A 15,142-nucleotide genomic window follows, 5' to 3' on the forward strand; every position below is an offset into this window, starting at 1 on the left:
CATACTGTCAACGGATGGCGCGTGGGAGTCAGGCGGCGGGTCGAGGACCTGCCAGATCGACGAGATCGCCATCCTGTGGCACCGAATCCGCCGCGGCTGCAAGCGACTTCGCACGCTTACTGCCCACGAGGAACACCACAACCAGCAGTACGCTCAACCACACGTAGGTGTTGCCCCACAGGTGTTGCCAAGGCGTCCACGACAATTCGCGTCGATTGTCGCCGGGCATCCAGTTCTGCGGCCCGTAGACGAATGCCGCCGCGGTCACCACGATGGCCACATACCACCCGATCGCCCGACCCCGCGGCACCGTGGTCGCATAACAGACCATCCCGAACAGCGCGGGCGCGATCATCACCCAGTGATGCGACCAGGAGATCGGCGATACCAGCAAGGTGAAGACCGCATTGATCCCCAGCGCGAGCGCGGGCGCATGTTCCGCCTGTCGCATGGCCGCGACCACCAGGACGAGCAGCGCCGCGCTCAGCACCAGCCAGAGCACGGTGAACAGCGGCTTCTCCACGCCGAATCGGGCCAGCACGGCCTGAATCGACTGGTTGGTGTGGAACGACGAGCCGCTCAATCCCGAGACATTGCCGAGTCCACCGAACCAGTAGGTGGCCGATTCCTTGGGCAGCACCGCGAAGCTGAGCGCCGTCGCCACCGCACCGGTGACGGCGGCCGTCACCGCCGCGCGATAGTCCCGGCGCACCAGGAAGTACAGCACGAACGCGGCCGGAGTCAGCTTGATCGCAGCCGCAACGCCGACCAGCATGCCGCGCCGCCACTTCGGCTTCTCGGTCAGCGCGTCGGCGGCGACCAGCACCATCAGCAGCAGGTTGACCTGCCCGAAGTCCAGCGTCGAACGGATCGGCTCCAACAGCATGGCCAGCGGCGTCGCGCATGAGGTGGCCAGCAGCGCCAGCCGCAGCCCACTGTGTTCGGGCCAGCGCCGCCGCGCGACCAGATACAGCGTGACGGCCAGCGCGAGCGTCGAGGAGATGAAGAAGGTGAAGGCCGCGGCATCCCAGGGCAGCAGGGCGAAGGGGCTCAGCACCAGTGCGGCGAACGGCGGGTAGATGAACGGCAGGCCGATGCCAATGGTGGTCTGTGGCAACTGGCCGTACATATCCGCGCCGTCACGCAGCGCCTCGATGCCGAGCCGGTATACCTGCAGGTCGATGAAACCGCCGGTGATCCGATGGAAGGGCCACAGCGGTTCGGTCAGGCACCACGTGGCGAAGGCAATGAGCAACACCGGCACTAGCCACACCACGCGCCCGAATCGTCGGTTCACGGGCTTGGACCTATCTCGGGTGGTGACATTACTCATCCGCGGCGACTATACCGACCCGCGCGAACGCGTCCGAATCGGCGTTCCAGCCAGTGCCAATTCGGTGGCTCAGGACGTCTCGAACAGGCTCAGCAGATCGTTCTTGCCGAACATGGCGGCCGCAGCACGCGCGGACGGGCTGCCGGCATCCGGATCGGCGCCCGCGGCGAGCAGCGCACGCAGGATCTCGACCTCGCCCTTGAAGACCGCGCCCGCCAGCGGCGTCTGCCCTTTGTCATTGGCCCGATTCGGGTCGGCGTCGCGCGCGAGCAGCACCCGCACCGCGTCCTGCTGACCGTGGTAGGCGGCCAGCATGAGCAGGCTGTCGCCGTGGTCATTGGTGAGGTTCACCGGGACACCAGCGTCCAGGTAGGCCGTGAGCTGCTCGGCATTGCCATGGCGCGCCAGATCGAAAATCTTGGTGGCGAGTTCGAGCAGTTCCGGATCCATGTCGTCAGCGCTCATCTGCCCAGTACTACCACCTGAGATCGGTCATAGCCGGTAGGTGCGGCCGAATGTGCGCACCGGTCTGAACGTAGGCGGTCGCTGTCGATAACAGTTTGATAACTCGAGGATCGGGTACTCCCCCACAATGACAGCAACGCGTAAGCGACTACACCGCGTCGCCGGTGTCGATCGCGGAACCGCGCTGCTGGCCTCGATCACCTGCCTGATTTTCGTGGCTGGCATCGCGACCATCACCCGATCCCTCTCGACGACCGCGGCCGCAGCCGCATGTATTGCGGCCGGACTGGCTGTGACGCTCGGCATCCTGCCGCACAGTCGCTAGCCGCCCCACCAGAGATCCGACACTCCTTGCCGATACGGCAGGCTTATCGCCGTGCGTGTTTTGCTGCTGGGTCCGTTCGAGGTCCGCGATGATGAGGACCGGCCGATTCGGATCGCCGGAGTCAAAGTGCGCGCATTGCTGGCCCGGCTCGCCATGGAACCAGGCCGAGTGGTCCCCGCCGATGTGCTCGCCGACGCGATCTGGGATGGGCACCCACCGGACAATGGCGCAAATGCCTTGCAGGCCCTGGTGTCTCGGGTTCGGCGTGCGATCGGTACGGCGCGCGTCGAGGGGCGGGCGCCGGGCTATCGGCTGGTCATCGACCCCCTCGATGTGGATGTCGTTCGATTCGAACGGCTGACCGCGGCGGGGCGGGAGTCGAGCGAGCTGGCCGCATTGCGCGAGACCGAGGCGTTGTGGCGTGGTCCGGCGCTGACCGAACTGCTGGAGTTGCGGTTCGCCGCCGATGCGGCGGTGCGGCTGGACGAGCTGCGACTCGACGCGGCCGAACACCGGCTCGGGCTGGAGGTCGCCGCGGGTAACGATGTCCTCGACGAACTGCGCGTACTGGCCGAGGCGCATCCGCTGACCGAGCGCATCCAGGGGCTGTTGATCCGCGCCCTGTACGCGGCGGGGCGGCAGGCCGACGCACTGGCCGCCTATGAACGCACCAGGGATCGTCTCGGTGACGAACTCGGCATCGATCCCTCCCCCGAGCTGACCGAACTACACCTGTCGATATTGCGACAGGAACCTTCGACAGCCCGCCGCCGCACCAACTTGCGTGCGCAGATAACGAGTTTCGTCGGGCGCGAAGACGATGTGGCCGACCTGACCGAGCGACTGAACACCGCTCGCCTGATCTCCATTGTCGGGCCCGGTGGCGCTGGCAAGACCCGGCTCGCCGTCGAGGTGGCCGAGCGGACCGACGATGCGGTCTGGTTGGTCGAACTCGCCGCGGTGACCGATCCGGAACAGGTCGCCTCCGCAATGCTCACCACGATCGGGGTGCGCGAGGTCGGACTGCTCGATCCGTCGGCCGGCGAGCCCATCGATCGGCTGACGGAATACCTTGCGCAACAACGTGTCCTGCTGATCCTGGACAACTGCGAACATCTGGTCGAGGCGGTTGCCGCACTCGTCGACCGGCTGCTGGGCGGGTGTCATGAGCTGCGGGTGCTGGCCACCAGCCGGGAACCACTCGCCATCGATGGCGAGCATATCCACCAGATCCGGCCCCTGCCGTGGCCCGAGGAGGTGGCCGATGCCGAAAGCTTCCCGGCGGTACGCCTTTTCGTCGAGCGCGCACGGGCGGTGCGCCCCGATTTCGCGCTGGACGCGAGTACCGCGCCGGCCGCGATCGAGATCTGCCGACGGCTCGACGGACTGCCGCTGGCGATCGAATTGGCGGCGGCTCGGCTGCGGGCACTATCGGTCGGCCAGATCGTGGCGAAGCTGGATGACCGGTTCACACTGCTCGGTCGGGGCAGCCGGACCGCACAGGCCAGACATCGGACACTGCGTGCGGTCATCGAATGGAGTTGGGCGCCACTATCGCAACCCGAACAGGAACTGGCCATGTGGCTGGCGGTATTCCCGGCGGGTGCGACCCTCGACGCCCTCGATGATCTCGATCTGCTCACCGATCTGGTGGACAAATCGCTGGTGGAGCGCAGCGGTGAGCGGTACCGGATGCTCGAGACCATTCGATCCTATGCGCTGGAACGTTTGGCGGAATCCGGGCGTGCACCGGGGGTCCGCGAGCGGCACGCACGCCATTTCCTGCGCGTCACCGAATCCGCGGAGGCCGAGCTGCGCACCGCGCAGCAGCTCGGCGCGCTCGCCCGGCTCGATGCCGAGCGCGACAATATTTCCGCCGCACTGCGATTCGCGGTCGATACCGGTGATGCCGAACTCGGTATCCGCTTGATCGCGGCGATGTTCTGGTACTGGACGTTGCGCGGGATCCACAGCGAACGGCTCCGTTGGACGCGAGCGGTGCTCGAGATCGGCAGCAGGCTGCCGGATGAGCTGCGGGCGTTGCACGGTGTGCTCGACGGGTTGTCGCGATACGAGGCCGGGGCAATCGAGGACGGCATGCGGGCAGTGACAGCGGGTCTGGAAATCGCGAGGGGTTCAACAGATCTGCCCACAGGTCCGGCCCGGACGGTACTGCTGGTCGCGCCCGCATTCCTGGACGGGGCCGGTCTTTCGGCCTCGAAATGGCCCGCGCTCACCGGTTGGGAACATGGCATGGCGCTCTTGCTCAGCGCTTCGAACATCGATCAATTGAGCACCGCGAGATCGGAGTTCGAGGCGGTGGGCGACCGCTTCGGACTGTCGACAACGCTGCAATCGATCGCCGATGACCACATGCTGCACGGTGATCTGGCACAGGCGGTCACCGCGCTCACCCGTGCCGCCGAGGCCTTCGAAGAGCTCGGCAGCCCGGGCGATGCGGCGGCCGTCTGCGCCGAATTGGCCATTGCACTGGCACGGCTCGGCGAACTCGACCGCGCCGACGCAGCACTCGCACGGGCTCGTCGACATATGCGGGCGGCTGGCGAACCTGGCACCGCCGTCTATGTGCGGCTCGCGTCCGCGGAGTATCTGTTGCGCAGCGGGGATCGGAAAGCCGCGCTGCACGAACTGGATCGCGCCGAGGCCGGTCTGGCGCGCACCGCCTTCGGCACCCGAGTTCGGGCTCGCAGTGCCGGTTTCCGGGCGCTCATTGCCATTCTGGACGACGATCCGACGGCGGCACGGCGGGTGCTCGACGCGGCAGTGAAGAGTTCGATCAGCGCTGGCGAATCCGTGAGCGGTGCGCAACCACCGGATCTGGCGATGTTCGCCCACCTGTATGCCGCGCTGACAGTGCGCGACGAGCCGACCACCGCGGCCCACCTGCTGGGTGCCGCGGCCGCCATGCTCGGCACCGCGGATCGGCGGGGCTACGACAATCTCGTCGCACCGGCCGAACGAGCCGGTGCGGCACTCGGACCCGAGGCGTTCTCGGCGGCCTTCGACAGCACAGCCGCCCTGACTCCCACCGCCGCAGTCGAATTCCTACTCGCCCACGCCACTGCCGCCCAGCAGAAACCGTAGAACTCGGGACATCCGCTATACCGCCAGAGCCGGTGGCGCCGCGGTGGCCCGGCTGGGCGGGTGGTAGGCGTGCCATGCGGTGGCGAGGCGGTCGATCGCCTCGGTGAGCGTCTGCGGTGGGTGCCGGAAGTGGATGCGGACATGATCGTCGCTGCGCCCCGACACGTCGAGGCCACTGCCAGCCAGTACCGCGACACCATGCCGTAGCGCGGTCTGCGCGAAGGAACTTCCGTCGCCGTACGGCAGGCGAATCCACAGGGTCTGACCGCCGCGCACCGGCGTCGCGGACCAGTCCGGCAATTTCCGGGACAGGGCGGCCAGCACGAGATCATGGCACGACTCGCGTTGCGCGGCCCGGGCCGCGCACAGGGTATCGATCCGCGGCACCAGGTGCGCGGCGGCCAGCTGAGCCGGGAGGTTGCCACCGAGGTCGTGCACCGCCCGCAGGCGGGTCAGCCGGGCAATGGTCGCCGCCGACGCACGCACCCAACCGATGCGCAACCCACCCCAGATGTTCTTGCTCAGAGAACCGATCGTAATGACGGTTGCGGCATCGGCGGCCAGCGGCTGCGGCAGGTCGACCCCGGGAAAACCGAGATCGGCCACGATTTCATCGGCGATCAGCGGAACATCCACGGCAGCAGCCACTTCCACCAGCCGCCGCCGCACCAGCGCGGAAAGTACTGCGCCCGTCGGGTTCTGAAAGGTCGGCGTCACATAGGCGAGTGCGGACCGGTGCATGCGCGCGGCCGCTTCGAATCCGTCGAGCCCGAGCGGCAGCGGATGCAGCAGCGCACCCGCCTCGCGAAATGCCTCCAAAGCGCCTGGGTACGTTGGGGTTTCCAATAGCACGCGATCACCGGGCCGCAGGAATGCGCGAGCGAGCAGTGATAGCGCCTGCTGACCGCCATTGGTCACCAGTACCTCGTCCGGCCGCGTCGGCACACCCTGTCGCAGATAGCGCTCGGCTATGGCCGCACGCAGGGCCGGATGGCCGCCCGGATAGTAGCCGATATCGGCTGTGGTCGAGGACAATTCGGGCAGGATCCGCGCATACGCCTCGGCCACCTCCGGCGGTGGGCACTCCGGCGCGGCGCAGGCCAGCGATATGACATCGGGTCGCGGCTCGAGCAGATGCAGGAACATGGGCGCACCGGTCGTTTCCGGTGTGGCCACCGTCGCCACACCGGCGACCCGGGTGCCGCTCCCCCGGCGCCGGACAATGCGCCCCTCCGACTCCAGCAGGTCATAGGCCGCGACCACCGTGCTCCGTCCCACGGCGAGTTGCGCGGCGAATATCCGGTCCGGCGGCAGCGCGGCGCCCGGCGGCAGCTCACCGTCGTCGATCAACTGCCGCAGCCGGGCTGCGAGCAGCACATAGAGCGGTCCGCGACCCGACGACCAGCGGCCGAGTCGCTCCGTCACAGCAATTGGCTCCATCTCCAAACCAATTCTGCCGGATTGGCCCTGTCCGCGCGCACCGGCCCCGCCGAGGATCGTTCCCATGACCGAAGAAACGATCACCACGCAGGCGGTCTCCATCGATCGCGCCATCGCGGCACTGCCCGGCCCCTTTCAACAAACCCTGCTGGCACGGGTCAACGACACCGTTGTCAAGGTCGCCCGCCTCGAGGGTGCGTTCCCATGGCACCATCACGACGAGGACGAACTGTTCCTGTGCTGGGACGGCACTTTCCGCATCGAACTCGAAGGACAGCAACCGGTGCGCCTCGGCGCCGGTGATATCTACATGGTGCCCAAGGGAATTCGGCATCGTCCGGTGGCGGACACACCGGCGCATGTCGTGCTGGTCGAGCGGCCAGAGACGAAGCAGTACGGCAACTGAGGCCTAATCTCTCGAAATCGACCGGTACGGAAGCGGATTCGGGACCTCATCCGCGGCGATCACGGCGAGCAGGGCAAGTGCGCGTTCGGACACCGACCCCGGCTCGGCATGGCAGGCGATCAGTATCTGGCCCGGAGCGCCATTGACGGTGCAGGTTTCATAGGACGGGCACACAGCCGGTGTCGAATGAGGATGGCGGGGTCGCTGCCGAGGCATCCCGCTACGCTTCATCGGTGACTTTCACTACGAATGAGCAGCAGTTCCTTGCGGAGGCCGGGATCGGTCGGCTGGCGACGGTATCGCCCGACGGCGTTGTGCAGAACAATCCGACCAGCTATCGGGTGAATGCCGACGGCACCATCGACATCGGCGGTATGCGCATGCACAGCAGCCGTAAGTACCGCAACGTCGAGGCGGGCAGTCGGGTGTCGTTCGTCGTCGACCAGCAGGTCTCGTTGGAGCCGTATGTTATTCGCGGCATCGAGGTGCGCGGCACGGCCGAGGCGCTCGACGACCAGGAGCCGCCGTTCCCTCCCCAGGAGCGCTCGATCATTCGGATCCACCCCGAACGGATCATCTCCTGGGGCATCGACGGCGACTCCTTCGATTTCACCAGTCGCACGCCCAACAACTAGGTGGTCGTGCCCGTAGGTCGAACAGACTTACGGGCGCGCCCTCAGCGCCCAGTGTGCCTATCTGATCGCGTCGATCAGCAACTTCGCTGCCACCGTTGCCCCGTCGGCGCTGATCATGCCGGCCACTTCGCTCGCACGCGCTCGGGCGGTGGACGTCAATGCCATGTCGAGAGCGGCGGACAATGACGCTGGATCGGGATCAGCGTCCGCACACGCCGTGCCGATGCCGAGATCGGCCACTCGGCCCGCCCAGTATGTCTGGTCCGTCATCTGGGGTACCACCACTTGAGGCACGCCGGCGCGGGCGGCGGTCGTTGTCGTGCCCGCACCGCCGTGGTGGATGACGGCAGCGACCCGGGTGAAAAGCGCCTGATGGTTGACCTCGCCAACAGCCATGCAGTCGGACAGGTCGTCGATCAAGGCCAACTCGGCCCAGCCACGAGAGAGCAGCACACGGCGGTTGTGCGCGCGGACTGCTTCGATCGCGACCCGGGCGATGCCGTTGTGCACCCGCATGCTGCCGAAGCCGATATACACCGGGGGTGTACCCGCGTCCAAGAACGCCTCCAACTCGGCAGGGAGAGGGCGTTCGTCGGGAACGATCCAGGCACCGGTCTGCACGACATCCAGACCGGGTGATTCTGGCCATGGCCCCAGAACCGGGTCCGCTGCCAACCACGGGCGGGTTGTGACGACATGGTCGCGCACATTGCCCACTGGTGGCAGCCCGAGGGCCGCCCGGCCGGCATCCAGCGCCTCGCCGAACTGCGCGTTCCAACCCTGGGCGTCGATCTCCCACAGCAGTTGGTTGCCGATCGCCTTCGGCGCGGGCCGCTCGCCTGGAATCATCGGCATCGGCGGATGATACGGCGAGGGCAGGCTGGTCGGCTGGTAGCTCGCGTACTGGTAGTGGATTCCCAGTTTCTCAGCGGCCGACCGGGCGGCGATCTCCGTAGTGCCGGCTGCTATTACCGCATCGCATCTTGCGGCTGCCGCGGGGATCGTGTCGAACTGAACTGCGGGCCACTTGTCTACGTAGTCCAACATATCCGCCATCGAGGCTTTTGCACCATCCGAACCCGGTATCGGCGGCCCCAACGGCACCAGCGGCACGCCCAGCTCGGTGAAGCGCCTCTCGAAGTTCGGTGGCGCGCACACCCGCACCTGAACTCCGAGCCCCTGCAGCCCCAACGCGAGCCCCAAGGCCGGCTCGATATCGCCGCGCGTCCCGCTCGCCGACAAAAGCACCTGCACGCTGCCACTCCTTTTCGCATGTTCCGGCGTGGACCGTAGTCGGCCATAGGAAGTCCGGCGATCAAAGTGTCCCCACCGGTGATGGTGGCTTCAGTGCAGGAACGGGCGGACCGAGGTGCGGACCGCGGCCATGGAAACATGCACGATCGTGTCCGCACCTCGCCCCCTCCGGCACCGTGCTCGTAGCTGACCTGGCGGTCGTGAGCACCTCGGAGCCCGTGTCCAGGAGTTAGCGCACGACGGCCGCTCCAATTCCGCGAGTATCATCCGTGACCAGGGGCCCGCTTTCCCGCGCGTAAGACGAATGCCAGCAGGGGCCATAGGGAATTCCGATGTCGCCCACGCCCGTCCGGCAGTGACCGGCGCTCGATTGCGGGGCGGAAATGGTCGGACCAGCGGAGATATCGCCGCCATTGCTGAGACCGAAATGTCGGTCAGGATATGAAATGGCTGCTGAAGTACTAAGATGTCTGCGAAGGTAAGCGAGTCGGCCACGTGAGGCGGTGATAACGCATGGTGACACAGCGCGACGAACACCGATCCCTGTACCTGTCTTATCTCGAACGCTGTAACGAGCACGATTCCGATCGAATGGCGTCATTTTATACATCACCCATCAAGGTCAATGACCTCCCAATGGATCCAGCCGCCGTTGCGGCGCAATTCTCGGATCTCTTCGCCGCATTTCCGGACTGGCATTGGGAGATGCGGAACCTCCTCGTAGACGGCGACTATATAGCGGCGCACTTCACCGTAACCGGCACCCACCGGGGGACTTTCCATAGAATTGCGGCAACCGGTCGTCGGGTGACTATTTCCGAGTTCACGCTTTATCGCCTCGAAGACGGCAAGTTCGCCGAGGTCTGGGACCTCTCCGATATGGACGCGTTGATGAGGCAAATCGGGCAGGGTGAACACCGGACGGCCTCCGCCGACGAAGCTGGTACAGCGGATATCCGACATCGCTGAGCGCGTCTGGTCCCGGTCACACACACGATGCGGCACGACGTATGGCCATGGCAGCGTACCTCGTGCCCACCCCAATGCCCTGGCGAGTGGCGGTGCCACAGCGGGCGGCAGATTGCGGCGGTCGGTGAACTCGTCGGCGATCGGGAACGCACCGGCGGGGCCGACACCGTCGAAGCGACCTGTGCCCGACATCGGCCGAACGACACATCGGTTCCGCTTGCAGCTTCGTGCGGCACCGGCCGCGGTGAGCGCAGGCCGATGCGGCCGGGACGGCGCACGTCGAGTCACCGGCCGGCGCGAGGGATTCGGAAAACTGCCCGAACTTCGGCGAGGTGGCGTCAAAGTTTCGTTGCGAGGCAACGGATCACGGTTCCCACGGTCCGATGAGCGGCCGCACGCGACACTGGTCGGGCACACACCGGCCGGGTCTCGCATGACCGATCACACTCTGGGAGACACTATGAACGAGTCCGTCATTCAGCTGCCGACCGCCGGCGAGCCAGTGTTCCAGACGTTCGATCGAATCCGTCGGCGCGGTCCGGTCGTTCCGATCGAATTATCTGGCAATGTCGCGGCCTGGGTCGCGGTGAGCTACCAGGCGGTCAGTGAGATCCTCGCCGGTGACGGCATATTGTTCAGCAAGAATGCGCGAAACTGCCCGGCGCTGCACGACGGTACGATTCCGGCGGACTGGCCGATGCGAGCCTTTACCGACATCGATCACATGCTCAACCTCGACGGCGCCGATCATCGGAGGCTGCGAAAGACGATCGGCCAAGCGTTCACCCCGGCCAGGGTCGCCACCCTCGAACCTCGGATCCGGCAAATCATCACCGAACTCATCGATGACATTCCCGATCCCACTGCCGAGGTCGACCTCGTCGCCAACGTCAGCTTGCCGTTTCCTGTGCGGGTCATCTGCGAGCTGTTCGGGGTGCCGACATCCGATCAACGGCAATTCCGGAGCTGGGCGGCCACGATCATGTCGCATCTGAGCACCGGCGAGGAGATTCAGGCCGCGATGGGTGCCATGATCGGCTACCTCACCGAGTTGCTGAACAGTAAGCGCCGACGTCCCGGCGACGATCTGACCTCTGCCCTGCTGCAAGCCAATGCCGACAACGGTTTGACCGACAAGGAAGTGGTCGACATGTTGTGGCTGGTCATCATGGCCGGGCATGAGACCTCGGTGCATCTGCTCGGCAATGCGATAGTCACACTGTGTACCCACCCCGAGCAGCTGGCCGAGGCCCAGGCCGAGGACCGGTGGGAGGATGTCGTCGAAGAAATACTGCGTTTCCGCTCCCCGGTGGGCAACATGTTCAACCGGTACGCGCTACGCGATGTCACGATCGACGGTGTCGATATTCCCGCGGGGGCCATTGTGGGATGGTACGGCGGCGTCGGCCGGGATCTTGGTCATTACCCGAGCGCGGATAACTTCGACATAGACCACGATCACCGAGACCAGCTGGCGTTCGGCCGGGGACCGCACTTCTGTCTCGGTGCACCTCTGGCCAGACTGGAGGCCCGTACGGCATTGTCGGCCTTATTCAACCGGTTCCCACGCTTGCGCTTGGCCTGCGACCCCGCCGCTATTCCGTACAGCCCGCAATTCATCACCTGCGGGCCACTCGCCTTACCGGTGTTCCTCGAACCCCGCGGGTAGCGCCGGGAGTCGCCGGTGGCGCCGATGCAGTTTCCGTGAACATGGCTGAAAACCGATGCGGCGGGCGCACTTTCGCCGCACACCCGCCGCAGGTCGGTTCGGAACTACTTCTCGATGCCCTCGAAGTCGAACAGGCCGTTCCACGCGAGATCGGCCTTCTTCACCTTCTCGGATCGACCGGCCGCAGCCACGTAGTCGAACAGCGGAATATCGGCCATATCTTTCAGCAGCAACGCCTGTGCCTGCCCCACGATTTTGTACGACTCCGCCAGCGTCGGCGCGGCGAGCGCGGCGTCGAGCAGATGGTCGAATTCGGGGTTGTTGTAGTTGACGTTATTGGTATCGGAGAAGCTGTAGTACTGCGAGGTCAGGAATTGCAGCATGGTCGGGTAATCACCTTGCCAGCCGTACCGGAACGCCTTGCCGATCGTCTTGGCGTTGATCAGATCGCGAATGTTCTTGAAGGTGGGATAGGGCACACCGACCGCATCGATGCCGAGTACATTCTTCACGCTATTGGCCACGGCCTCGACCCAGCCCTGGTGGCCGCCGTCGGAGTTGTAGGCGATCTCGTAGCGACCCGACCACGGTGAAATGGCATCGGCCTGTGCCCACAGCTTCTTGGCCTGTTCCGGGTTGTAGTTCAGAACCTCGACGCCGGGGAGGTTTTCATCGAATCCGGGCAGGGTGCGTGCGGTGAAATCGCGGGCGGGCTTGCGGATGCCGTGGAAGATGTTCTCGCAGATCTGTTCCCGATTGATCGCCATCGACAGCGCCCGACGCCGGAGCAGTCCCTCCTCGCCGCCGAAGTGTGCAACATTGGTCTGGATGCCGACGGCCTGTTTATAGGCGATCGGCTTGGTGATCGCGCGGTCGCCCAGATCCTTCTTATAGGTCGACATTGCGCTATCGGGCACGATATCGAGGGTATCGAGGTTGCCCGCCTGCAGATCCGAGTACGCCGTGTCATAGGACTGGTACATCACGAAGCGCAGGCCCTTGTTCTTGGGCGGGCGGCCGCCCTTGTAGTACGGATTGGGCACCAGATCGATCTTGACGTTGTGCTCCCACGCGCCCGGGCGCGCGAACTGGTACGGGCCATTGCCGATCGGGTTCTCACCGAATGCCTTCATATCCTTGAACGCGGCCTCGGGCAGCGGATAGAACGGCGTGAAGCCCAACTCGGTCTCGAAATCGATGGACGGCTGCTTCAACGCCACCGTAAAGGTTCGGTCGTCGACCACCTTCAGACCCGACATGGTCTGCGCCGTCGGCTTTTCCGCCGACACCTCGTCGAAGCCGATGACGGGTGCGAACACATAGCTCTGCAACTGCGCATTGGTGCCGAGGGCGCCGTAGTTCCAGGCATCGACGAACGACTTCGCCGTCACCGACGTACCGTCGGAGAATTTCCAATCCGGTTTGATGGTGATCGTGTAGGTCTTGCGGTCGGAGGTCTTGATCGACTCGGCCATCTCGTCGTGCGCGATACCGTTCGCGTCGTAGTACTTCAGCCCCGCGAACAGCCGGTCCACGACCCGGCCGCCCATATTCTCATTGGTATTGGTCGGCACCAGCGGGTTCTGCGGCTCACCGCCATTGGTGGTGACGATACCGGCATCGGCACTGTCACTCGATGAGCATGCGGCCAGCCCGAGGCTTGTGGCCAGCAGTACCGCCGCGGTCAATGCTATAGCTCTGTTGAATCTCAACGCATTCTCCCATGTTCCACTTTGGAATGCCTTTGGACAGTAGCCATTCGAACCGGCGTTGTCCCGAAATCCACCGATCACCGGATGATTTCGCGATTGCCAGGGTTTCACCGAGCCGGCGCACGGTGGGCAATGCGACAACCTCGGCCATCATGTCGCCGCCGGTTATACCAGCGCCGTCCAGCCGCTCCACGGCCGTGGACCGATATCGCCACGGATACAGGCCAACCGCAGTTCCGCCTGCTCCCGGTAGGCGGAATTCGCGGTGGCCGCCTGCGCCGCCATCGTCGCCATCCGGAACTCCCGAATATCGCGCAATAGGTAGTAGCCGTCCCAGCGCATCACATCGCTGCCGTAGCCACGGCAATACTGCGCGTACTGCTCGTCGGTGATCCAGCCGAACGACGCACACTCGATCGCCGCGTGCACCAGATCCCATTCCGGCGGACCGATCGACAACTGCCCCGGGTCGAGCAAGATCACGCTGCCATCCTCGGCGACAACGACATTGCCGCTCCATGCGGCGCCATGGACAACACACCAGGGCCGCCGGGTCGGCAGCGCCGCCCACCGCCCGCGCAGTTCCGCCAAATGCCCACGCAACCAGGACTTATCGTCGGCACTCATGGTGTGTGCCGCGGCAATGCGTTCATCGAGCCCAACAAAGGGCGCCACCTGCCCGAACTCCAGATCGGTCGGCGGCGAAAGTCCGTGCAGCCGCGTCAGCGCCGCGGCCACCTCCATGGGTGTGCCCGCGCGGTGCTGCGGCAGCGCATGCCAGAAGGTCACCGCGCGCCCGTCCACCACCACCGGCTGCCGAATATTGGCAACGGCCCGCATCACCGGGACTCCGGCGGATGTCAACCACCGGGCGACATCGACCGCACGTCTGGCCGCGCCCTCCTGTCCCGGCGTGCCGATCCGCACCACCACGCCGTCGGGCAACCGGTAGTCGACCTCTTCGCTGACTCGACCCAGTTGCGCACCCGCGGCATTGATTCCAGCGCTCACGCAGGCGGCCCGAAGAATCGGTCCCGTCCCATTGGTGCCCCGCCGCATCGCGGTCATAGCCCAATGGTAGCGGTTGGATCCCACGAATTATGTTGATTCACAATCAATCTGATCCGAGGGCTAGCGCACCGATCGAAATGTTGCCCTGGAGTTGCCATATGAGCGACCAGCTCGGCGAATAGGCTGTTTGGATCGACTCGAGGTCTGCTCGAGGTCCGCGCCTAGGTGCAGGAGCCAGAGTCGACCCATGAGAGCCGAAGATCTTACGGCCGTGGTCATCACGTCCGTCGCGGACGCGCTCGGCCTGGAAAGGATCCGAATTCATCCAGAGTCGACGCTGATCGGCGATCTCGGCGCCGAATCGATCGACCTGCTGGATATGTGGTTCCGCATCCACCGGGACTCCGGAGTCGAGATCTCCGGCGACGATGTAGCCGCACTGTTGCGGGGAGCTATTGTCGACGATGAGTTCGGTGGCGAGGCGGTCAGCGAGATGGGGTTGGCCCATCTCGAGCGAGTGTTGCCGCAGTTCGACAGCGATTCGCTGACCCGCCCGCTGCACAGTGATCAGGTGCTCGAGTTGGTAACTGTCGGCAATCGGATCGATCTGGTGCATCGGCTCGCGGCACAAGAAAGAGGCCAGGGCGAGTCGGTGGAGGTGGGTGCCGAACTCTGAATACGGGTAACGGGCCGTGGCGGGGGCGGCCCGTTGCCATTCGGCCCACTGCGGACCGAAGTGATGCGTGTTACGCTGCGCACTCGAAATGAACGGCAGTGTTCACGGATCTGATTTCTCGGTCTCGGTGGAGGAAATGATC

General features: G+C 65.2%; 13 protein-coding genes. 7 read left to right on the forward strand and 6 right to left on the reverse strand.

The genetic code is table 11. The features are described 5' to 3' along the window. Positions 1 to 28: 28 nt before the first annotated feature. Complete coding sequence (locus ABZ293_RS38675) at positions 29 to 1,333, reverse strand: glycosyltransferase 87 family protein (RefSeq protein ID WP_355189111.1); 1,305 nt, start codon at positions 1,331 to 1,333, stop codon at positions 29 to 31. A 69-nt stretch (positions 1,334 to 1,402) separates the two neighbouring features. After that, positions 1,403 to 1,798, reverse strand: a complete 396-nt coding sequence (locus ABZ293_RS38680; protein WP_354958163.1) for an ankyrin repeat domain-containing protein — start codon at positions 1,796 to 1,798, stop codon at positions 1,403 to 1,405. A gap of 127 nt (positions 1,799 to 1,925) precedes the next feature. Here ABZ293_RS38680 and ABZ293_RS38685 point away from each other — a divergent pair, with 127 nt between their 5' ends. Next, complete coding sequence (locus ABZ293_RS38685; protein ID WP_354958164.1) at positions 1,926 to 2,123, forward strand: hypothetical protein; 198 nt, start codon at positions 1,926 to 1,928, stop codon at positions 2,121 to 2,123. A gap of 51 nt (positions 2,124 to 2,174) precedes the next feature. Next, positions 2,175 to 5,228 (forward strand): BTAD domain-containing putative transcriptional regulator, encoded by a 3,054-nt coding sequence (locus tag ABZ293_RS38690; RefSeq protein ID WP_355189113.1) that lies wholly within the window; start codon positions 2,175 to 2,177, stop codon positions 5,226 to 5,228. Positions 5,229 to 5,243: 15 nt separating this feature from the next. Here the strand turns inward: ABZ293_RS38690 and ABZ293_RS38695 are convergent, their stop codons facing one another. Then, positions 5,244 to 6,653 carry a PLP-dependent aminotransferase family protein gene (locus ABZ293_RS38695; RefSeq protein ID WP_355189115.1) on the reverse strand — a complete coding sequence of 470 codons (1,410 nt, stop codon included), beginning with the start codon at positions 6,651 to 6,653 and terminating at the stop codon, positions 5,244 to 5,246. A 79-nt stretch (positions 6,654 to 6,732) separates the two neighbouring features. On the opposite strand from ABZ293_RS38695, the gene ABZ293_RS38700 reads away from it, so the two are divergent. Beyond that, entirely contained in the window at positions 6,733 to 7,074 is a 342-nt protein-coding gene (locus ABZ293_RS38700; RefSeq protein WP_355189117.1) for a cupin domain-containing protein, read from the forward strand. Between the two features lie 233 nt (positions 7,075 to 7,307). Next, complete coding sequence (locus ABZ293_RS38705) at positions 7,308 to 7,709, forward strand: PPOX class F420-dependent oxidoreductase (RefSeq protein ID WP_355189119.1); 402 nt, start codon at positions 7,308 to 7,310, stop codon at positions 7,707 to 7,709. A 57-nt stretch (positions 7,710 to 7,766) separates the two neighbouring features. On the opposite strand, the gene ABZ293_RS38710 is transcribed toward ABZ293_RS38705, so the two are convergent. Then, positions 7,767 to 8,963, reverse strand: coding sequence for a glycosyltransferase (locus ABZ293_RS38710; protein ID WP_355189121.1), 1,197 nt, complete (start codon positions 8,961 to 8,963; stop codon positions 7,767 to 7,769). Between the two features lie 513 nt (positions 8,964 to 9,476). On the opposite strand from ABZ293_RS38710, the gene ABZ293_RS38715 reads away from it, so the two are divergent. Further along, the gene (locus ABZ293_RS38715; protein ID WP_355189123.1) at positions 9,477 to 9,932 is read left to right on the forward strand and encodes an ester cyclase; all 456 of its coding nucleotides are present in this window, start codon (positions 9,477 to 9,479) and stop codon (positions 9,930 to 9,932) included. A gap of 460 nt (positions 9,933 to 10,392) precedes the next feature. After that, positions 10,393 to 11,601 carry a cytochrome P450 gene (locus tag ABZ293_RS38720; RefSeq protein WP_355189125.1) on the forward strand — a complete coding sequence of 403 codons (1,209 nt, stop codon included), beginning with the start codon at positions 10,393 to 10,395 and terminating at the stop codon, positions 11,599 to 11,601. A gap of 104 nt (positions 11,602 to 11,705) precedes the next feature. Here ABZ293_RS38720 and ABZ293_RS38725 read toward each other — a convergent pair whose 3' ends face one another. Then, positions 11,706 to 13,295, reverse strand: a complete 1,590-nt coding sequence (locus tag ABZ293_RS38725) for an ABC transporter substrate-binding protein (protein WP_355189159.1) — start codon at positions 13,293 to 13,295, stop codon at positions 11,706 to 11,708. Positions 13,296 to 13,478: 183 nt separating this feature from the next. Continuing rightward, positions 13,479 to 14,381 (reverse strand): aminoglycoside phosphotransferase family protein, encoded by a 903-nt coding sequence (locus ABZ293_RS38730; RefSeq protein WP_355189127.1) that lies wholly within the window; start codon positions 14,379 to 14,381, stop codon positions 13,479 to 13,481. Positions 14,382 to 14,571: 190 nt separating this feature from the next. On the opposite strand from ABZ293_RS38730, the gene ABZ293_RS38735 reads away from it, so the two are divergent. Further along, on the forward strand, positions 14,572 to 15,000 hold the full coding sequence (locus tag ABZ293_RS38735; protein ID WP_355189129.1) for a phosphopantetheine-binding protein: 429 nt from the start codon (positions 14,572 to 14,574) through the stop codon (positions 14,998 to 15,000). Positions 15,001 to 15,142 lie beyond the last annotated feature (142 nt).

Origin of the sequence: Nocardia sp. NPDC005998 (assembly GCF_040614395.1) — a bacterium.
Classification (GTDB): domain Bacteria; phylum Actinomycetota; class Actinomycetes; order Mycobacteriales; family Mycobacteriaceae; genus Nocardia.